Raw genomic sequence first — 19,975 nt, 5'->3', positions numbered from 1 at the left:
GCGACGCGGCTGCCTAGCCCGCTTCGACCAGTCGCTGGGCCAACCGCTCCTCCTGGCGGGTCAGCATCGAGCGGCCCTTGTTGACCTTCAGCGGCGCGGCCTGGCCGGTGGTCAGATAGGCGATCCCGCGCCCGGACCTCGGATCGACCCAGAGGCCGGACGTCAGGCCATAGGCGTCGCCGGCGTGGCCGATCCACCCCGCGCAGCTGTCGAAGACGTTGTCGCCCGTCCCGCCGGTCAGGGTCTGGACGCCCAGGCCGTAGGCGGCGATCAGGCCGCCATAGCCTTCGCCGTTCGGATGCTTGGGATCGAAGCGCCAGGTCGGCGCGGTCATCCGGGCGAAGGTCGCGGGCTTCAGGATCGGCGCGCCCTTGGCCAGGAGGACGCGGCCGATGGCGGCCAGGTCCAGGACCGAGGCGCGCAGACCGCCCTGTGGACCGAAGACGAAGCCGTTCTCCCCGGGGCGATAGCCGTCGAGGCCACGTCCGGCCGCCTCGGGCGCCGTGCGGACCGCGGGCTCCGGCGCCGGCGGGACGGCGGCGTCCAGCTGGGCGATCCAGGAGCCGTTGGCGTCCCATGGTCCGTCTTCCGACGAGGTCTTGCGATAGAGGACGGCGCGGCGGTCGCGGACGTCTTGCGGAACGCCGCTCCAGTTGTAGCCGCAGGAGAGGCCTAGGGGCGCGAACACCACCCGCGCCATGAAGCGGTCGAACCGCTCGCCGCTGACGGCCTCAATCAGCTGGGCGACCAGGGCGTAGTTGACGTCGGCATAGGCGAACCAGTCGCCGGGCGGCTCGGTCGCAGGGCCGAACCAGGCTCCGTCGTCCCACTGGACGCCGCCGGGCGTCAGGGCCGCGCTGAGCGGGCGGCCGAAGGCGACCGGATAGCTGGGCCCATTGCGCAGGCCGCTGGTGTGGGACAGCAGCCGTCGGGGCGTGATCCGCGCGTCTGGAAAGCGCGGGTGGCGCAGCGGGAAGCCCAGGATCTGGCCGGCGTCGTCGTCGAGCCCAACCTTTCCCGCCTCGACCAAGGTCATGAAGCCCAGCGCCGCGACCAGCTTGGAGATCGAGGCGATGCGGGCCGGCGAGGCGGGCGTCATGGCCCGGCCGCTGGTCACGTCGGCCAGGCCGCGCGCGACGCGGAACCGGTCGCCGCGCTGGTCGAACGCGACGCCGGCCAGGGCGGGCAGGGCGGCGTTCGGATCGCCGTCGCCGGCCAGCAGCGCGCCGTAGGGATCGGGGGCGGCCGCGCCCACGAACGTGGAAAAGGCGAGCGCGCTTCCGGCGGCGAGGACGAGGCGGCGGGTCGGCATGGACCGACCCTAGAATGATCTAGGCCGCGGGCGCCAGGGCCCGCGTCTTCTTCCACGCGCCATAGGCGAAGGTGGCCACGCCCAGCCAGATGAACACGAACGACAGGGCCCGCAGTGGCGTGAACGCCTCGCCGAACGCCACCCCCAGCAGGAATTGCAAGGTCGGGGCGATGAACTGCAGGAAGCCGACCGCCGACAACGGCAGGCGGCGGGCCGACCAGGCGAACAGGGCCAGGGGAACCACCGTGGCCGGCCCGGCCAGGGCCAGCAGGCTGGTGACCCCGGCGCCGGCGCCGAAGTGGCCCTGACCCGTCGACTGCAGGTGCAGGACGTAGAACAGGCCGGGCAGGGCTAGATAGGCGCATTCGACGAATAGGCCGGTCTGGGCGTCGGCCTTCACCTGCTTACGCAGGATGGCATAGGCGCAGAACGTCAGGGCCAGGCCCAGCGAGACGATCGGCAGGTGGCCCAGGGCGATGGTCTGGATGGCCACCCCGACGGCGGCGAAGCCGATGGCGATCTTGCCCGCCGTGCTCATGCGCTCACGAAACAGCAGGGCGCCGGCCGCCATGTTCATCAGCGGATTGATGTAATAGCCGAGGCTGGCCTCGATCACGTGGCCGGCGTTGACCGCGAAGACGTAGATCGTCCAGTTGCTGAAGATCGCCAGGGTCGACAGCGCCAGCACGCCGAGGGTCTTGGGTTGGCGCAGCACCGCCGCGACCTGGCCGCCCTGCTTGGCGATCAGCACCAGGCCGCCGGCCCACAGCACCGACCACAGCGAGCGGTGGGCGATCATTTCCCACGACGAGACGCCCAGGTTCGACAGCAGGTGGAAGTACAGGGGCAGGAAGCCCCACAGGACGTAGCAGCCGACGCCGGCGGCGTAGGCGGAGCGGCTTTCGGCCTGGGGACCGGGACTCGAGGGCATGAACCGAACCTTTTGGGGGCTTCTCTCAGTTAGGAAGCCCGCCGTCCGCCCGCATCTTGCTGGGGTTCAGAAACTTGGCCTCACCCACTGTCATCCCGGCCGTAGCGCGGCGAAGAGCCGGGATCGCAACAAGCTCAGGGCTTCCGGCGGTCCCGGCTTTCGCGGGATGACAGCTAAGGAAGAGGATCAGGCCGGGGTCTTCTGCTTGATCAGGCCCTTGTCGTGGAGGAGCTGGGCGATCTGCACGGCGTTCAGGGCCGCGCCCTTGCGCAGGTTGTCGGCGACGCACCAGAGCGCGATGCCGTTCTCGACGGTCGGGTCGGTGCGGATGCGCGAGACATAGACCGGGAACTCACCGGCGCTTTCCTTCGGCGTCATGTAGCCGCCGTCCTCGCGCTTATCGATGACTTCCACGCCGTCGGCCTCGCGCAGGATCTCGCGGACGTCGTCCTCGTCCAGCGGGGTTTCGAACTCGATGTTCACCGACTCGGCGTGGCCGACCATGACCGGCACGCGCACGCAGGTGGCGGTCAGCTTGATCGACGGATCCAGGATCTTCTTGGTTTCCGCCATCATCTTCCACTCTTCCTTGGTGAAGCCGTCTTCCATGAAGACGTCGATGTGCGGGATGACGTTGAAGGCGATCTGCTTGGTGAACTTCTTGGGCGGCGGGGCGCCCAGGACGAACACGCCCTTGGTCTGCTCCCACAGCTCGTCCATGCCTTCCTTGCCCGCGCCCGACACCGACTGGTAGGTCGAGACGACGACGCGCTTGATCTTGGCTTCGGCGTGCAGCGGCGCGAGGACCACCACCAGCTGCGCGGTCGAGCAGTTGGGGTTGGCGATGATGTTCTTCGGCAGCTTGTTGACCGCCTCGGGGTTCACTTCCGGCACCACCAGCGGCACGTCCGGGTCCATCCGGAAGTGGCTGGAATTGTCGATCACGATCGGACCGGCCGCGCCGATCTTCTCGCCCCAGGCCTTGGAGATCGCGCCGCCGGCGCTCATCAGCACAATGTCGACCTTCGAGAAGTCGAACTGTTCGAGGTCCTGGCAACGCAGGATCTCGTTGCCGAACGAAACCTCGACGCCGATGGACTTGCGGCTGGCGATGGCGTGCATCTTGTCGACGGGGAATTTGACTTCCTCGAGGATGTTGAACATCTCGCGGCCCACATTGCCCGTGGCGCCGACCACCGCGACCCGGTAACCCATCGCGCTCTCCTGAATACTGCCAAAAAACGGCTGATGTTCCGCGACAGATCGCGGAGCCGCGTTCCGTTACGCCTCATGCCCTTCGGGCGCAAGGCGAGGAAAGCTGGCGGTTCGATCAGTCCGGCTTTGAAGACTCCGGCTTGGCCGGCGCCGCCGGCGCGGGGTCGTCCTCGAACGTGAAGGCGATCGGGATGGTGATGACCAGGCCGTCGACCGTGTCGCCTTCCTTGGTCCACGGGTTCATGCGCATGACCGACACCGCCTTGATCGCCGCCGCGCCGAAGTCGAGGCCGGCGGGCTGCTCGCGGACGGCCTGGCAGGCGGTCAGTTCGCCTGTCGCGGTGACGGTGCAGGTGACGACGCCCTGGCCGGACTTGACCCCCGCCTTGACGGCCGCTTGGGGATAGACCTCGGCCATACCTTCGGCGGTCAGGGTGCGGATCCAGCGCGGCTTGGTCAGTTTGCGGCCGTCGGGCGTGGCCGGATCTCGAAAGCGGAACGGCAGGTCGACCTTGTAGTCCCTGACCGTCTTGGCCTCGCCGGGGTTCACGGGAATCTGGAACAGCTTCGACAGCTCCAGCGCGGCCTTGCCGAAGCCCTTGCTGCGCGGGTTCTCGGAGATGACGTCGCAGGACCGAAGCTGGCCGGTCTTCACGAGGTCGCAGCGCAGGGCCGCCTGGCCTGAGGACACGCCCGTCGCGGCCTTGGGCCAGGCGGCGTTGATCTCGGCCTGGGTCGGGACTCGATTCCACGGCGGATCCAGCACGACCGGCGTGCTGGTGATCGACGCGATCCCGCGCGCGGGCTCCCAGTTGATCGGGATGGTGACCTGGCCGCCCGGCACGGCGTGGCCGCCGCGGATCTTCGGCGACATGCGGAACTGAGGGGCCAGCTGCAGGCCGGCGCCGCCGAAGTCCAGGCCCGCGGGCGATTCGAAGACAACCTTGCACGCGTCGAGGAAGCCTTCGACCGTGACCCGGCACTGGATCGTGGCGCGGCCGCCGACATGCTTGTCCAGCGCCTTCTTCGGGAAGACGTTGGCCAGGTCGCGCCCGTCGGGCTTGCGCACCCAGTCGGGATTGGCGTCGCCCGGCGCCAGGAACTCGAAGCTGGTGCGCACGGGGCGACCTTCGACCGAGGCGCCCGTCCCGTCTTTGGGGGCGATCCGTTCGTAGCCGACCACCGACAGCGCCGCTTCGCCGAAGCCCTGACCGGCCGGGTCCTCGCGCACCACCTTGCAGTCGATCAGTCGGCCGTCCTTGGTCGCGACACAGCCGAGCACGGCCTTGCCGGTCATCGTCGCGCCCTTCGGAAAGGCGGCCTTCATCTTCGAGGCGGGGACATGGACGACGAAGTTCGGCCGCCAGCCTTTCGGCGCGTCGTCGTCGTCATCCTTCTCTTGCGCATGGACAGCGGTGGAGAGGCTGGCCGCCAGCAAGGCCAGCAGAAGCTTACGCGAGAGCACGATCAAACCCCGAGCCAAGTCGGCGCGCGACCCCTTCGGCGCTCGACCCTAGGTGGAGGTTATGTGATCCTTTGGCCGCCCGCCAGAGGGTTCCTCCAAAGGTTTTTCCAGAGGGTTTTCGGGGCGGGTCGCGCCCCCTATGTTGCCGGCCATGACCGACGTCGCCGCGCCCCCCCTTCCGAACGTTTCCGAGCTGACCCAGGACGGCCCCGCCGTCCGGCTGTTCCTGGTCGACGGCTCGGCCTATCTGTTCCGCGCCTACCACGCGCTGCCGCCGCTGACCCGCAAGAGCGATGGCCTGCCGGTGGGCGCCGTCCAGGGCTTCTGCAACATGCTGTGGAAGCTGATGCGCGATATGCAGGGCGACACGCCCACCCACCTGGCGGTGATCTGGGACCATTCCGAGAAGACGTTCCGCAACAAACTCTACGACAAGTACAAGGCCCACCGGCCGCCGCCGCCCGAGGACCTGATCCCGCAGTTCCCGCTGGTGCGCGAGGCGACCCTGGCCTTCGGTGTGCCGGCCATCGAGCTGCCGGGCTACGAGGCCGACGACCTGATCGCCGCCTATGCCTGCAAGGCCCGCGACGTCGGCGGCGAGGCGATCATCGTCTCGTCCGACAAGGACCTGATGCAGCTGGTCGGCGACGGGGTCTCGATGTTCGACCCGATGAAGGGCGTGCGGATCGAGCGCGAGCAAGTGTTCGAGAAGTTCGGCGTCTATCCGGACAAGGTCGTTGACGTTCAGGCCCTGTGCGGCGACAGCGTCGACAACGTGCCGGGCGCCCCGGGCATCGGCATCAAGACCGCCGCCCAGCTGATCACCGAATACGGCGACCTCGATACGCTGCTGGCCCGGGCCGGCGAGATCAAGCAGCCCAAGCGCCGCGAGACCCTGATCGAGTTCGCCGACCAGATCCGCCTGTCGCGGGCCCTGGTTAAGCTGGACTGCGACACGCCGCTGCCCCAGCCGCTGGACGAGCTGAAGGTGCGCGAGCCCGACAAGGAGGTGCTGGCCGCCTTCCTCGAGCAGATGGAATTCCGCACCCTGGCCCGCCGGGTCGGCGACGGCTCGGCCGCCGCGACGCCGGGGACGCTCGATCGGGCTCCCAGTCTTGGAGGAGGGGCCCAGCCCAAGGCCCCGGTCACCAGCGTCTCGTACATGGGGGCCGCCGCGCGCGCCGCCGCCAATCCGGTGGCCGAGCCGATCAGCATCGACCACGCCACCTATGTCCGGATCCAGGATCTCGACACCCTGAAGGCCTGGGTCGCCAAGGCGACGGCCAAGGGCGTGGTGGCGTTCGACACCGAGACCGACGCCCTGTCCTCGGCCACGGCCGGCCTCTGCGGCGTGTCGCTGGCCATCAATCCCGGCGAGGCCTGCTACATCCCGGTCGGCCACTGCGAGAAGGACGGCCTGGCGCTGGAAGCCGCCGCCGACCTGGTGCAGATCCCGCTGGACGAGGCGATAGCCGCCCTGAAGCCGCTGCTGGAAGATCCGGCGGTGCTGAAGGTGGCCCAGAACGCCAAGTACGACATCGCCGTCCTGTCGCGCTACGGGATCCAGGTCGCGCCGATCGAAGACACCATGCTGATCAGCTACGTCCTGGAGGCGGGTCTGCACGGCCACGGCATGGACGAGCTGTCGGAGCTGTGGCTGGGCCACAAGCCGATCCCGTTCAAGCAGGTGGCCGGGACGGGCAAGGGCCAGATCAGCTTCAAGCACGTAGGCCTGAACGAGGCCACCGCCTACGCCGCCGAGGATGCCGACGTCACCCTGCGGCTCTACCAGACCCTGAAGCCGCGCCTGGCGCGCGAGGGTCTTTTGACCGTGTACGAGACGCTGGAACGGCCGCTGCCGGCGGTGCTGGCGATGATGGAGAACAACGGGGTCAAGGTCGATCCCGAGGCCCTGCGCCTGCTCTCCAACGAGTTCTCGATGCGCATGGCCAAGTACGAGGAACGGGCCCAGGAGATCGTCGGCCGGCCCTTCAACCTGGGCAGCCCCAAGCAGATCGGCGACGTGCTGTTCGGCGAGATGCAGATGAAGGGCGGCAAGAAGACCGCCACCGGCCAGTGGTCTACGGACAGCGACGTGCTCGAGAGCCTGGCCCTAGAGCACGAGCTGCCGCGGGTCCTGCTGGACTGGCGTCAGCTGTCGAAGCTGAAGGGCACCTATACCGAGAACCTGATCGCCGCGATCGCGCCGGGCACCGGGCGGGTCCACACCTCCTACGCCCTGGCCGCCACGACGACGGGCCGGCTGTCGTCGTCGGATCCCAACCTGCAGAACATCCCGGTCCGCACCGAGGAAGGTCGCAAGATCCGCAAGGCCTTCATCGCTGACAAGGGCAGGGTGCTGATCAGCGCCGACTACAGCCAGATCGAGCTGCGCCTGTTGGCCCACATCGGCGACATCCCGCAGCTGAAGCGCGCCTTCCAGGAAGGCCTCGACATCCACGCCATGACCGCCTCGGAGATGTTCGACACGCCGATCGAGGGCATGGATCCGATGATCCGCCGCCGGGCCAAGGCCATCAATTTCGGCATCGTCTACGGCATCAGCGCCTTCGGTCTCGCCAACCAGCTGGGCATCGGCCAGGGCGAGGCGGGGGCCTACATCAAGACCTATTTCGAGCGCTTCCCGGGCATCCAGGCCTATATGGACGCGACCAAGGCCTTCGTGCGCGAGCACGGCTATGTCACGACCATCTTCGGCCGGAAGATCAACATCCCCGACATCCAGGCCAAGTCGGCCGCCCATCGGCAGTTCGCCGAGCGGGCCGCGATCAACGCCCCGATCCAGGGCGCGGCCGCCGACGTCATGCGCCGGGCGATGATCCGCATGCCCGCGGCGCTGGAAGCCGCCGGCCTGGAGTCGCGGATGCTGCTGCAGGTGCACGACGAACTGGTCTTCGAGACCCCCGAGGGCGAGGCCGACCGCGCCTGCGCCGTGATCCGCGAGGTCATGGAGAAGGCGGCCGACCCGGCGGTGGCGCTGACGGTGCCGCTGACGGTCGAGGCGCGCGCCGCGCTCAACTGGGACGAGGCGCACTAAATCCATCCGTGCCCGGATGGTTTTGGCGGTCTCCGCCGCCACCTCCGGCCAGCGGCGCACGTGTCGGAAGTGGTTCTGCAACCATAGGCAAGTGCTTGAGATCGCGACGGATTCTCAATGTCCGGCTCTGCGACATTGCGCCACAGTAGAGTTAACAGCCCAGCAACCTTGTGCGGCCCAAACATGGGGTCGTGCTCGGCTGCGGAAGCGCCCGTCGTGGCGAAACCGCCTCCCGAGCCCGCCCAAGAATCTCGGAGGCTGCGGTGAAGTTCGGCAATTTCAGGATCCCCACGAAGCTGCTGGTCGTGTTCGGGGTGCTGCTCGCGACCATCGCGACGATGGGCGTGGCGCTCTTCATCAATTCCAAGGTGCTGGAGGAATCGGTCGCCAAATCCGAGCGCGCCTACAAGGTCATGCAGGCGGCCGACACGGCCACCTACCGCCTGACCCGCCAGGAAAATTCGCTGCGCGGCTACCTGCTCTCGGGCGACGATTATTACGTCAAGCGCATCGAGACCGTGCACAAGGTCAAGTTCTTCGGCGCGCTGGACAAGCTGGACACGCTGGGCGCTGACAAGGCCGAGGTTCAGGCGATCCGCGACGCCTATGCCGGCTACCGCAAGGAAGCCATCGACCCGGCCCTGCGCCTGGGCGCCGATCCGGCGACCCGTCCGCAGGCCGTCGAGCTGGTCCGCAATGACGGCGTCGCCGACAAGGCCGTGGTGCCGGTCGAGGACGCCCTGGACGCCATCCAGGCCTCGGCCCAGGGGCGCATCGAGGCCGAAGCCCTGGCCCAGAAGAAGGCGCAAGGCCTGTCGAACCTGGTGCTGATGGCCGGCATCCTGCTGAGCGGCGCCATCGCCCTGGGCGGCGGCCTGCTGCTGTCCAGCTCGATCGCCAAGCCGGTCGCCGCCATGACCGCGGCCATGCGCCGCCTGGCCTCGGGCGACAACGCCATCGAGATTCCGGCGGTCAATCGCGCCGACGAGGTCGGCCAGATGGCCGCCGCCGTGGTCCACTTCAAGGAAGCGGCCATCGCCAAGATCCGTATCGAGAGCGAAGCCGAACAGACTCGCACCGCCGCCGAGCGCGACCGCGCCGCCAATGACGACGAGCGCCGGGCCACCGCCGCCGAACAGGCCCAGGTGGTCGATGCCCTGGCCTCGAGCCTGTCGCGCCTGGCCGACGGCGACCTGACCTGCCGCATCGACGCGCCCTTCGCCGGCCGCTATCAGCAGCTGCGCGACGACTTCAACAAGGCCGTCCTGAAGCTGGAAGACGCCATGAAGGCCATCGTCTCGGCCACCGGCGGCGTCAACGCCGGCGCGGACGAGATCGCCTCGGCCTCCGACAACCTGTCGCGCCGCACCGAACAACAGGCCGCCAGCCTGGAAGAGACCGCCGCCGCCCTGGACGAGATCACCGCCACGGTCCGCAAGACCGCCTCGGGCGCCCAGGAGGCCTCGCAGGTCGTGGCCGCCGCCCGCACCGACGCCGAGCGCTCGGGCCGGATCGTCAGCCAGGCCGTCTCGGCGATGACCGAGATCGAGACCTCGTCCACCCAGGTCAGCCAGATCATCGGCGTCATCGACGAAATCGCCTTCCAGACCAACCTTTTGGCCCTGAACGCCGGCGTCGAAGCGGCGCGGGCGGGCGAAGCCGGTCGCGGCTTCGCGGTCGTCGCTCAGGAAGTGCGGGCCCTGGCCCAACGCTCGGCCGACGCGGCCAAGGAGATCAAGACCCTGATCTCGACCTCGACCCAGCAGGTCGGGGCCGGCGTGGACCTGGTCGGCCAGACCGGCGAGGCCCTGAGCCGCATCGTCGAGCAGGTCGCCTCGATCGACGCGCTGATGAAGGAGATCTCGGCCTCGACCACCGAACAGGCCACCGGCCTGAACGAGGTCAATTCGGCCGTGAATCAGATGGACCAAGTCGTTCAGCAGAACGCCGCCATGGTCGAGGAAGCCACCGCCGCCACCCATTCGCTGAAGAACGAAGCCGGCAACCTGGCCGAACTGGTCTCACGCTTCCGCGTGGCTGGAACCGCGCCCAAGGCCTCCGCCGCCCCGTCGCGTCCCGCCGCGGCCGCGCGTCCGGCCTCGCGGCCGATGTCGCGCCCCTCGGCGCCCGTCTCGCGCGGCTCGGCCGCCGTGGCGGTCAACGAGGACTGGGAAGAGTTCTGATCGCGTCTGATCGATGAGGATCAGCGGGCTCTCCGGGCGACCGGGGAGCCCGTTTCGCATTCAGCCGCGCTTCAGGTGCACGGTCTCGAACGCCGACTGGGTCGGCTGCGTCCGGTTCGCGCTGGGGGCCGGCAGCACAAGGCCGATCGCGACGGAAACGAAGAGGGCGGCGGCGAAGGAGGCCTTGATGGCCATGGCTCTTTCTCGGGTCTGGCGTCTTGAAGCGATCATCGCGGACGCTGACGGAGGCTCAGATGGCCCTGTCGGCGCCGGGTTCAAGGCCTCACCGAACGAGGGTTTCTCGCAGGGTCTTTAGAAGTCCTGGTCCAACGAGAAAGGCCGGAAACCGCCTTGACGGTTCCGGCCTTGTTGGAGATCGCCCACGGAACTTTTGTCATCCCGGGCGAAGCGTAGCGAAGACCCGGGACCGCCGGGAACGCGGCGCTTCCGGCGGTCCCGGCTTTCGCCGGGATGACAAGTATCGGCTAGAAGATTTCGAACAAACCCGCCGCGCCCATCCCGCCGCCGATGCACATGGTGACCACGCCCAGCTTGGCCTTGCGGCGCTTGCCTTCCAGCAGCAGATGGCCGGCGCAGCGGGCGCCGGTCATGCCGAACGGGTGGCCGATGGCGATCGAGCCGCCGTTGACGTTGTACTTCTCCGGATCGATGCCCAGGCGGTCACGGCTGTAGAGGCACTGGCTGGCGAAGGCCTCGTTCAGCTCCCACAGGTCGATGTCGTCGACCTTCAGGCCGTGGCGCTCGAGCAGGCGCGGCACGGCGAACACCGGGCCGATACCCATCTCGTCGGGCTCGCAGCCGGCGACGGCGAAGCCCTTGAACAGGCCCAGGGGCTCCAGGTTGCGGCGGGCGGCTTCCTTGGCGTCCATGATCACCACGGCGGCGGCGCCGTCCGACAGCTGGCTGGCGTTGCCGGCGGTCACGAACTTGCCCTCGCCCATGACGGGCTTCAGGCTGGCCAGGCCTTCCAGGGTGGTGTCAGGGCGATTGCATTCGTCCTTGTCGACCACATAGTCGACGAAGGTCTCTTCCTTGGTTTCCTTGTTGACCACCTTCATCTTGGTGGCCATCGGGACGATCTCGTCCTTGAACAGGCCGGCGGCCTGGGCGGCGGCGATGCGCTGCTGGCTGCGCAAGGCGTATTCGTCCTGATACTCGCGGCTGAGATTGTAGCGCTTGGCCACGATGTCGGCGGTGTCGATCATCGCCATCCACAGGGCCGGATGGGTCTTCATCAGCTTTTCTTCAGTGATGTGGTGGCGGTTCATGTGACCGCCGCCCTGCACCAGCGAGATCGACTCGACGCCGCCGCCGATGGCGACATTGGCGCCGTCGTTGCGGACATAGTTGGCGGCCGTGGCGATGGCCTGCAGGCCCGAGGAGCAGAAGCGATTGATGGTCTGGCCCGAGACGGTGACCGGCAGGCCAGCCCACATGGCGGCGTTGCGGGCCACGTTCATGCCGGTGGCGCCTTCGGGACCGCCGCAGCCCAGGGCCACGTCTTCGACCTCGCCGCCGTCCAGGCCCGCGCGGCTCACGGCGTGCTGGATCGCGTGGCCGGCCATGGCCGCGCCATGGGTGTTGTTGAACCCGCCGCGGTTGGACTTGGCCAGGCCCGTGCGGGCGTAAGAGACGATGACCGCTTCGCGCATGAAGGCGCACTCCCCGTTAAACGTTAGTTTGAATTGAGCCCACCCTAGAGCCTTTCTGGGTCAGATGGAAACATCTGACCCAGATAAAAAGGCTCTAACTTTTTGATTGGAGCGCGCCCGGGCGGGTTAACCGCGCACACTTAACCCCGGCGCGCTCGCACTGGCTTTTTCCGGTGCGAAAGGTCACGTGTGCGTAAAGGGAAATGGGACCGGTAACCGTACGGCTTTTTCGAAGTCACTGGACGCCAGCGTCTAAAATACTGATTTCTCTCAAGCTTCGTTTCGCATTGACTTTCCCCGATTCGGGTATGAACGCTGGAGTTGCGCTCCGAGCTCGACCTCGCGGCGCGAAAAAACCAAGTCCGGGAGGTACCCATGACCATCGCCACACCGCGCCGTCGGGCGCGTCGCACGCTGCTGGGCGCCAGCGCGCTCTCCACGATCGTCGGCGCGGCCGTCCTGGCCGTTCCGGCCCTGGCCGCCGCTCGACAGCAGGCCGACCAGAACGCGATCGAGGAGATCATCGTCACCGCCACCAAGCGCGACGCGACGATCCAGGACATCCCCTTCTCGATCAACGCCCAGACGGAAAAGGACATCCAGCGCTCCGGGGCGGTGACCCTGGAGGACCTGTCGCGCAACGTCGCCGGCCTGACGATCCAGAACCTTGGCCCGGGCCAGAGCCAGGTGTCGGTGCGCGGCGTCTCGGCCGGCCAGGTGGTCCGCGACCAGCCGGGCGTGAAGGAGCAGGTCGGGGTCTATCTCGACGAATCCGTGATCTCGCTGTCGCTGTTCACGCCCGACATCGACCTGTTCGACCTGAACCGCGTCGAGACCCTGCGTGGCCCGCAGGGCACGCTGTTCGGCTCGGGCTCGGTGGGCGGCACGATCCGCTACATCACCAACCAGCCCAAGCTGGGCGTGTCCCAAGGCACGTTCGAGGCCAACGCCAACCTGGTCGACGGCGACAGCTTCGGCGGCCACGTGAAGGGCGCGGTCAATATGCCGATCTCCGACAAGGTCGCCATGCGGGCGGTCGGCTACCTGACCCGCTATGGCGGCTTCGTCGACGCCCGCAAGGAAGGCGGCAAGGTCGACAAGAACGTCAATGACGGCACGCGGCGCGGCGGTCGGATCGCGTTCCTGATCCAGCCGAACGAGACGTTCAGCCTCACCCCGCGCGTGGTCTATCAGGAGATCCGGGCGCACGGCTTCAATCGCCAGGAATCGTTCAATCTGTTCGCCAATAACAACACCACGACCCGGCCGAAAATCCAGCTGGGCGAGCGCGAGCAGTATCTGCTGCTGGACGAGAGCTTCGCCGACGACACCCTGCTGGCCGACCTGACCGCCAATGTGAACCTCGGCGGCGCGACCCTGACCTCGGTGACCAGCCTGATCAATCGGGACATCACCGTGAACCGCGACGCCAGCGCCCTGACCGGCAGCGTCTCGGTCGACCTCGGCTTCCCGGCCGCGGCGGTGCTGTTGCCGTCCAAGCTGGTCGACACCACCGACCTGGAGCAGTTCACCCAGGAGCTGCGTCTGGCCTCGACCGGCGACGGGCCGTTCCAGTGGGTGATCGGCGGCTTCTATTCGAAGGTCGACCGCGTCTACAACCAGCGCCTGCCGACCCCCGGCTACGACGCCTATACCGACGCCGTCCTGGGCGCCGGCGCCTCGGCGGCGGTGGCCAACGGTTTCGAGGCCAATTCGCCCTACGACGCCTATCTGCCCTACGACATCAAGCAGAAGGCGGTGTTCGGGGAGGTCAACTACACCCTGGGCAAGCTGACCGCGACGGCCGGCGGCCGCTACTATGACTTCAGCGAGACGCGGCAGTTCAAGTCGGGCGGTCTGTTCGCCAACGGCGACAACCGCACCGACAAGACCTCGTCCGACGGCTTCACCCCGCGCTTCCTGCTCAGCTACGAGGCGGCCGACCACGTCACCTTCAACGCCCAGGCCTCGAAGGGCTTCCGGCTTGGCGGCGTCAACGACCCGCTGAACCTGCCGCTGTGCTCGGCCCAGGACGCGGCGATCTTTGGCGGCTATCAGAACTATGACGACGAGACGCTGTGGAACTACGAGGGCGGGGTGAAGTCGCGCTTCGGCCGCGTCACCCTGAACGCGGCGGCCTTCTACACCGACATCAAGAACCTGCAGACGACCCTGGACGCCGGCTCGTGCAGCTCGCGCGTGGTGTTCAACGTGCCCAAGGCCCACACCAAGGGCGTCGAGGCCGAGGTCACCGCGCGCCTGGCCTCGGGCCTGGACATCGGCCTGTCGGGCAGCTTGCTCGAGGCCGAGTTCGACTCGACCGTGAAGGACGGCACGGGGGCGGTGATCGGCGGCATCCGCGAGGGCAATCGCCTGCCGTCGGTGCCGAAGTTCCAAGTCTCGTTCGACGTCACCTACAGCCGCGAGGTGCGCGACGGCGTGAACGGCTATCTGAAAGCCTCGGTCCAGCACGTCGGCAGCCGGTTCACCCAGGCCAGCGACCAGGAGAACAACCCGCGCTCGTTTGTCTCGAACCTGCCGTTCGGCGGCGCGACGGGCCTGGTTCCGACCATCGTCGACCTGAAGCTGCCCAGCTACGAGATCGTCAATCTCAGCGCCGGGCTGGAGATGGCCGACGGGGTCGACCTGACCCTCTACGTCAACAACCTGTTCGACGAGAACGCCCTGCTGTCGTTCGACCGCGAACGCGGCGGCCGGGCGCGTCTGGGCTACTCGATCGGCCAGCCGCGCACGGCCGGCGTGACGGTGCGCAAGTCGTTCTAGGCCCGAAAGGCGGTCGTTTCGGCGGCCGCCTTTTTCTACCCCGCGTTTTCCTCGGCCTTTTCCTTGGCCAGGGGATCGGCGTGGCGATGGATCAGCTTCCAGGCGCCGTCCTCGCGTCGGAAGAGCTCGGTGATCCGCAGGTGCATCTCGATCGGCTCGTCGTGGCCGACCAGCCGCACCTTGGCGTGCTGGAGGCCAGCCCAATAGGCGAGATCGCCGTCGGCGTCGCTGTGCAGGATCTCAAGGGTCGTCTCGCCGCCCTCGGCGAAGGCGCCGGCGTCGTGCGCATAGACATCGGCCACCCGATAGGCCCCCTCCTCGCGCCCGCCGCGCGGGGGAAAGAAGGTGGCCGGACAGGCCGTGGCGACCATCTGATCCAGCGGGCCGGCCTTGCCGTTCACATAGGCCTGGGCCGCCTGTCGGCGGATCTCCAGGAAGGCGTCGAAGTCGGACATGGCGCTCTCCGCGGTCATCACAAGAGGAAGCGCGCGAGCCGGCGTCCGTATCCTTGCGGGTTCCCCTGCGGCTAGCGCTTCGGCAGGATGGTCAGGCCGTCCGGCAGTTCGTTGCGGTCGTCGCCGCGCGGCGGGACATGGGCGGCCAGGATGGCGCCGGTCCGGGCCACGGCGGCGACGAAGCCGTCTGCGACCTTGCCGGCCTTCAGCCCGCCGACTAGGTCGGCGACCACCTCGTCCCAAACCGTGTTCGGCGCGGCCTGGTAGATGCCCTCGTCGGCGATCACCTCGACCCGGTGCTCGGCCAGGGCGGCGAAGATCAGCACGCCGGTGCGGTCGCGGGTGAGATGCAGGCCGTGGCTCAGGAACTGCTCCATGGCCGCGCGCTTGACCCGGGCGGCCTTCAGCGAGCCGGGCGTCAGGGCGCGGCGGACCGTCGGGATCGAGACGACCAGGGCCGCGACGACGAACACCACCAGTTGCAGGGCGATATAGGTCGACAGGGCCGACAGGATCGCGCCGTCCAGGGCCGAGGCATGGCCGACGCTCCAGCCGCCGAACAGCCGAGTCAGCATCTCGGGCCGGAAACCCGCGAACAGGGCCGCGGCCGGCAGGACCAGGGCCGTGGCCGCCGCCCAGACCAGGGGCGTCTCGCGATAGTCCGAGACCTCCGGCGTCAGGACGCAGAAGATCTCGCCGGCGGTGGCCTTCTCGGCCTGCGCCACCGCGCCGGCGATGCGGTCGAGGTCCTGTGGGGTCATGCGTATCGCCATCTCACCAGCTCCCCGAACTGCCGCCGCCGCCGAACGAGCCGCCGCCGCCGGAGAAGCCTCCGCCACCGCCGCCGCCCCAGCTGCTTCCGCCGCCACCGCTCCAACCGCCGCCTCGGCCGCCGTTGTTCAGCGCGCCCAGGATGATCCAGGGCAGGGCCGAGCCCAGGCCGCTGCGCCCGCGCCGGCCTCGGAACAGGCTGGAGAACAGGATGATCAGGAACAGGCCGATCATCAGGCCGACCAGGGGCGATCCCTTGGCCTTGTGGCGCTCGGGCCGGCTGGCCTCGGCGATGCGGACCTTGGCCTGGTCGGCGGGCAGGCTGAGCTGCTCGACCAGGGCGTCGGTCCCGGCCACCACCCCGCCCGGCAGGTCGCCGTCGCGGAACTTGGGCAGGATGGCGCTCTGGATGATGACGCTGGACAGGGCGTCGGTCAGCACCGGCTCCAGGCCATAGCCAACCTCGATCCGCACCTTGCGGTCATTGGGCGCGACCAGGAGGATCGCGCCGGTGTTCTTGTCCTTCTCGCCGATGCCCCAGGTCCGGCCCAGCTGATAGCCGTAGTCCTCGATCGGATAGCCCTGCAGGCTGGGCACGGTGGCGACCACCAGCTGGCGGCCGGTCGTGGCCTCCAGGGCTTCCAACTTGTCGGTCAGGTCGCGCTCAACGTCGGGCGACAGCACCTGGGCCTCGTCGACCACTCGCCCGGTCAGGGGCGGGAACTTGGGTTCGGCAAAGGCGGGCAGGGCGAAAAGCATCACGACGAGCGTCAACAGCCACATCCTCACCCGTGTAACGGGGGAGGTGGCGCGGCGCGAATACGCGCCGTGACGGAGGGGGCGCTGTGCGGTGGAGAGCGCCCCCTCCACCGCTTCGCGGTCCCCCTCCCCCGCTTCTCGGGGGAGGAGTTTCACTATTGCACCTTCGGCGGCGTCGCCGTCGGTGGGCTGCTGAAGTCCACGGTCGGGGCGTTCTGAGCGGCGGCCGAGGCCTGGAACAGCTGGGCCGGCTTCTGGCCGCTGTACATCGTCTTGGCCCAAAACACGCTGGGGAAGGTGCGCAGGGTGGTGTTGTACTTCTGGGCCGTCGAATTGTAGTCGCGGCGCGCGATCGTGATGCGGTTCTCAGTGCCTTCCAACTGGCTCTGCAGGGCCAGGAAGTTCTGGTTCGACTTCAGGTCGGGATACTGCTCCTGAATGACCATCAGCCGGCCGAGCACGCCCGACAACTGGTCCTGGGCGGCGGCGTATTTCTCGAACGCCGCCGGGTCGGTGATGGTCGAGGCGTCGACCTTGACCTGGGTGGCGCTGGCGCGGGCCTGGGTGACGGCGGTCAGCACGTCCTTTTCCTGGGCCGCGTAGCCCTTCACCGTGGCGACCAGGTTCGGCACCAGGTCGGCCCGGCGCTGGTACTGGTTCTGCACCTCGGCCCAGGCGGCCTTGGTCGCCTCGTCCTGGGTGGGGATGGTGTTGATCCCGCAGCCAGCCAGGGTCGCCGGAACGGCGACGATCAGGGCGACGCGGGCGGCGTTGTGGGCGAAGCGGTTCATGTGTCCTCCGGATGCGAACATGTATGCTCGCGTATCGCTGTTAGATAGCGCGTCCCTTGATACACGTCAGGGCGCGACGGATTAAACCTTGTCCATGAGCAAACGCGGGATCCCCGTTCGGGTTTAAACCTCGGCAGGCGCGACGAGCGGTCGCGGCCCGCCATGTCCTCGCGGAACAACGCCTTAACCCGCCCTTGACCACGCGCGGTGTAAGATTTCGGCATGATCATCATGGCCGCCTTCGCGATCCTCGGCGCGGCGCTCGGACTTCTGGTCCGGCCGCGGATGCTGGGTGTCGCCCTGCCGGTCATGCTGGCCGCCATCGTCCAGGGCGGCGTGTTCTGGACGGTCGGGGTGATGGCCAAGCAGCCGAACCGCGAACTGTTGGTCGAGCGCCTGCAGTCGATCTTCGGCGAAGGCTGGATCGGCGCGATGGGACCGGTGGCCGCCGCCCTGATCGGCGCGCTGATGGCCGCCGTGATGAGCGCCTTCACCGATCCGACCAAGGTCGAACCGCTGCTGACCGCCGACGGCATCCGCCGCCACGCCGGCAAGGACGGTCGCTATTCGCGTGTCCAGGGCATGGTCGAGGACCGCGCCATCCACGCCAAGGCCGAAAGCCGGATCGACCGGATCCTGGGGCTGTAGGAGTTCGGGGAGCTTCGTGCTTCCACATCTACCGTCATCCCGCGCTTTATGCGCGGGACCCATCTGTCCGCCGCAAGTGAAGTGCGGATCTAAATCTCTCACATGGAAGCTGAACCATGGGTCCCGCGCATAAAGCGCGGGATGACGGCGATTGGGGCAATCGAGGTCTCCGCCCTCGCCGTTTCCGCTCAGACCTCGCCGGCTTTCCTCAGGAATCCCCGTTTTCCGAAAAATCGACGCGCCCGCGAAATTCCGCTTGCGCAATTTCTTATCACTGATATCTAAGCGATGCTTAGTTCGGATCCGAAGCACCGGTGGGGATACCGGCGCTCCTAGTCCCCGGGTCCGGGCGGCCAGTACCGCTTTTCGCCGATCATCGATCTGACCGCAACTTCCCCAACACCGGAGGGCTTTCTGATGAAGCTCCGTTCCCTGACGGCCGTGGCCGCCATCACCTTCTCCATGTTCGCCGGTTCGGCCTTCGCCGACGGCCGCATCGCCGCCGCCCTCGACGCGCCGGTCGCCGCCAAGACCAAGGTCGTCGCCGGCGGCGCTGTCTTCGTCTGCGAAGGCGCCGAGTGCATCTCGACCCAAGCCCCCTCGCGGGCCCTCACTGCGGTGGCCTGCAAGGCCCTCGCCAAGGAAGTGGGCCGCGTCGCGGCTTTCGGCGGCGAAACCAAGTCGCTGGACGCCGACGACCTGACCCGCTGCAACGCCTCGGCCAAGGGCGGTTCCGCCCTGGCCTCGGCTAAGTAAGAACACGTATCGCTTTACCTTAAGTACCGGACGCTTAGGGGTCGTCGTTTCTCCGGCCTCGTCTGGCTGTTTCCTCGAGCATTCGCCTGAACGGGGCGGCGGGTCTTTCCCGCCGCCTCTTTTCTTTTTCGGGTCAGCGATTAGTTGAGAGCCATGGACATGAGCCTCGCCGCCCAGCTGGAATCCGTTCTGCGCAAGGCCGCGGGCCAGGGAGCGGCTTTGGCGTCGATGACCGTCGACTATGGCGGCGAGGGCCTGGCGGACGATCTGGAGCCGAAGGCCTGGGTCGAGCGGGCCACCCGCAGCCTGGTGTTCGCGCAGGGCGAGCTGCGTCGTCCCGACGGCGCTCTGGCGGCCTCGGCCTCGGCCGTGTTCCGCCGCGCCGGGGTCTGAACGCCCTGGCGGTCACGCCGGCTTGGTTGCGACTGCGAAAGGCCCGTGTTATCAGGCGCGCGGCTTCGGACGGGGCGGCGCGACAGCGCCGGCCCTCCATGTGCTTTTCGCGAGCGCGCTCAAGCCTTTAAGCCGCGACAGGGGTTAAACTTCTTGTCGGCGGCCATTTACAACGCACCGGGCGGATACCAAGTGGCGGACGAAACCAAGGCGACGGATGCGGGTCAGCGCTATGCGCAGTCCCTGTTCGAACTGACGATCGAGAGCGGCTCCCTGACCAAGGTCGAGGCCGATCTGAAGAGCTTGAAGGCGATGTACGCCGACAGCGCCGACCTGCGCCGCCTGATCGCCTCGCCCGCCTTCTCCGCCGAGGAGAAGGGCAAGGGCCTGGCTGCTGTCGCCACCAAGGCCGGCTTCCAGCCGCTGACCACCAAGTTCCTGGGCCTCGTGGCCGCCAACGGCCGCTCGGCCGACCTGATGGGCGCCATCACGGCCTTCGCCGAGCTGTCGGCCAAGCACCGTGGCGTCGTCACCGCCGAGGTCGTCTCGGCCTCCGCCCTGTCGCCGGCCCAGCTGAAGGGCGTACAAACCGCCCTCGCCCAGGCCCTGGGCAAGACCCCCGAAGTTTCCACGCGCGTCGATCCGTCCCTGCTGGGCGGTCTGAAGGTGCGCGTCGGTTCACGTCTGTTCGACGCTTCGCTCCGTTCGAAGCTCGATTCCCTGAAATTCGCCCTGAAGCGCGCCTAAGCCTTTAATAAGCGCGCCCAAAAAGATTAGATCG

The 19,975-nt window shown here is 67.9% G+C and carries 17 protein-coding genes and 1 pseudogene; 7 read left to right on the top strand and 11 right to left on the bottom strand.

The genetic code is table 11. From position 1 onward, the window contains the following. Positions 1–13: 13 nt before the first annotated feature. The 4 genes from AC1DSO_RS00730 to AC1DSO_RS00715 all read right to left on the bottom strand — a co-directional run bounded on the left by AC1DSO_RS00730 (position 14) and on the right by AC1DSO_RS00715 (position 4,923). The gene (locus AC1DSO_RS00730; RefSeq protein WP_477067009.1) at positions 14–1,312 is read right to left on the bottom strand and encodes a serine hydrolase domain-containing protein; all 1,299 of its coding nucleotides are present in this window, start codon (positions 1,310–1,312) and stop codon (positions 14–16) included. Positions 1,313–1,331: 19 nt separating this feature from the next. Next, the gene (gene rarD, locus AC1DSO_RS00725; RefSeq protein WP_477067008.1) at positions 1,332–2,243 is read right to left on the bottom strand and encodes an EamA family transporter RarD; all 912 of its coding nucleotides are present in this window, start codon (positions 2,241–2,243) and stop codon (positions 1,332–1,334) included. Positions 2,244–2,429: 186 nt separating this feature from the next. Further along, entirely contained in the window at positions 2,430–3,458 is a 1,029-nt protein-coding gene (locus AC1DSO_RS00720) for an aspartate-semialdehyde dehydrogenase (protein WP_477067007.1), read from the bottom strand. Positions 3,459–3,573: 115 nt separating this feature from the next. Beyond that, the gene (locus AC1DSO_RS00715; RefSeq protein ID WP_477067006.1) at positions 3,574–4,923 is read right to left on the bottom strand and encodes a TonB family protein; all 1,350 of its coding nucleotides are present in this window, start codon (positions 4,921–4,923) and stop codon (positions 3,574–3,576) included. Between the two features lie 151 nt (positions 4,924–5,074). Between AC1DSO_RS00715 and polA the strand changes: the two genes are divergently transcribed. Both polA and AC1DSO_RS00705 read left to right on the top strand, forming a co-directional pair. After that, positions 5,075–7,981: a DNA polymerase I gene (gene polA / locus AC1DSO_RS00710; RefSeq protein ID WP_477067005.1), complete on the top strand. Its 2,907-nt coding sequence runs from the start codon at positions 5,075–5,077 to the stop codon at positions 7,979–7,981. Positions 7,982–8,244: 263 nt separating this feature from the next. Continuing rightward, positions 8,245–10,164, top strand: a complete 1,920-nt coding sequence (locus AC1DSO_RS00705; RefSeq protein WP_477067004.1) for a methyl-accepting chemotaxis protein — start codon at positions 8,245–8,247, stop codon at positions 10,162–10,164. A 60-nt stretch (positions 10,165–10,224) separates the two neighbouring features. Here the strand turns inward: AC1DSO_RS00705 and AC1DSO_RS00700 are convergent, their stop codons facing one another. Further along, on the bottom strand, positions 10,225–10,359 hold the full coding sequence (locus AC1DSO_RS00700) for a hypothetical protein (RefSeq protein ID WP_477067003.1): 135 nt from the start codon (positions 10,357–10,359) through the stop codon (positions 10,225–10,227). 290 nt (positions 10,360–10,649) lie between these two features. Then, positions 10,650–11,837, bottom strand: coding sequence for an acetyl-CoA C-acyltransferase (locus tag AC1DSO_RS00695; RefSeq protein ID WP_477067002.1), 1,188 nt, complete (start codon positions 11,835–11,837; stop codon positions 10,650–10,652). 375 nt (positions 11,838–12,212) lie between these two features. Here AC1DSO_RS00695 and AC1DSO_RS00690 point away from each other — a divergent pair, with 375 nt between their 5' ends. After that, the gene (locus AC1DSO_RS00690) at positions 12,213–14,621 is read left to right on the top strand and encodes a TonB-dependent receptor (protein WP_477067001.1); all 2,409 of its coding nucleotides are present in this window, start codon (positions 12,213–12,215) and stop codon (positions 14,619–14,621) included. A gap of 35 nt (positions 14,622–14,656) precedes the next feature. On the opposite strand, the gene AC1DSO_RS00685 is transcribed toward AC1DSO_RS00690, so the two are convergent. From AC1DSO_RS00685 to AC1DSO_RS00670, 4 genes are all read right to left on the bottom strand, one after another. Continuing rightward, complete coding sequence (locus AC1DSO_RS00685) at positions 14,657–15,076, bottom strand: YybH family protein (protein ID WP_477067000.1); 420 nt, start codon at positions 15,074–15,076, stop codon at positions 14,657–14,659. A gap of 71 nt (positions 15,077–15,147) precedes the next feature. After that, complete coding sequence (locus AC1DSO_RS00680) at positions 15,148–15,837, bottom strand: TPM domain-containing protein (RefSeq protein WP_477066999.1); 690 nt, start codon at positions 15,835–15,837, stop codon at positions 15,148–15,150. Between the two features lie 13 nt (positions 15,838–15,850). Further along, complete coding sequence (locus AC1DSO_RS00675) at positions 15,851–16,762, bottom strand: TPM domain-containing protein (protein ID WP_477066998.1); 912 nt, start codon at positions 16,760–16,762, stop codon at positions 15,851–15,853. Next, complete coding sequence (locus AC1DSO_RS00670) at positions 16,762–17,397, bottom strand: LemA family protein (RefSeq protein ID WP_477066997.1); 636 nt, start codon at positions 17,395–17,397, stop codon at positions 16,762–16,764. The genes AC1DSO_RS00675 and AC1DSO_RS00670 overlap by 1 nt, the downstream gene beginning before the upstream one ends. Before the next feature lie 231 nt (positions 17,398–17,628). On the opposite strand from AC1DSO_RS00670, the gene AC1DSO_RS00665 reads away from it, so the two are divergent. Then, positions 17,629–18,045 (top strand): hypothetical protein, encoded by a 417-nt coding sequence (locus AC1DSO_RS00665; protein ID WP_477067086.1) that lies wholly within the window; start codon positions 17,629–17,631, stop codon positions 18,043–18,045. Positions 18,046–18,078: 33 nt separating this feature from the next. On the opposite strand, the pseudogene AC1DSO_RS00660 reads toward AC1DSO_RS00665, so the two are convergent. Next, a pseudogene (locus AC1DSO_RS00660) lies at positions 18,079–18,163 on the bottom strand (hypothetical protein); the annotation flags it as partial. Between the two features lie 299 nt (positions 18,164–18,462). On the opposite strand from AC1DSO_RS00660, the gene AC1DSO_RS00655 reads away from it, so the two are divergent. The 3 genes from AC1DSO_RS00655 to AC1DSO_RS00645 all read left to right on the top strand — a co-directional run bounded on the left by AC1DSO_RS00655 (position 18,463) and on the right by AC1DSO_RS00645 (position 19,941). Continuing rightward, positions 18,463–18,801: a DUF8200 family protein gene (locus AC1DSO_RS00655; RefSeq protein WP_477066996.1), complete on the top strand. Its 339-nt coding sequence runs from the start codon at positions 18,463–18,465 to the stop codon at positions 18,799–18,801. 153 nt (positions 18,802–18,954) lie between these two features. After that, positions 18,955–19,194, top strand: coding sequence for a hotdog family protein (locus AC1DSO_RS00650; RefSeq protein ID WP_477066995.1), 240 nt, complete (start codon positions 18,955–18,957; stop codon positions 19,192–19,194). A 192-nt stretch (positions 19,195–19,386) separates the two neighbouring features. After that, positions 19,387–19,941 (top strand): F0F1 ATP synthase subunit delta, encoded by a 555-nt coding sequence (locus AC1DSO_RS00645; protein ID WP_477066994.1) that lies wholly within the window; start codon positions 19,387–19,389, stop codon positions 19,939–19,941. Positions 19,942–19,975 lie beyond the last annotated feature (34 nt).

This window comes from Caulobacter sp. P4_E5, from assembly GCF_056401555.1.
Note: the sequence above shows the minus strand (reverse complement) of the source record. Positions and strands in the feature narration are given on the sequence as shown.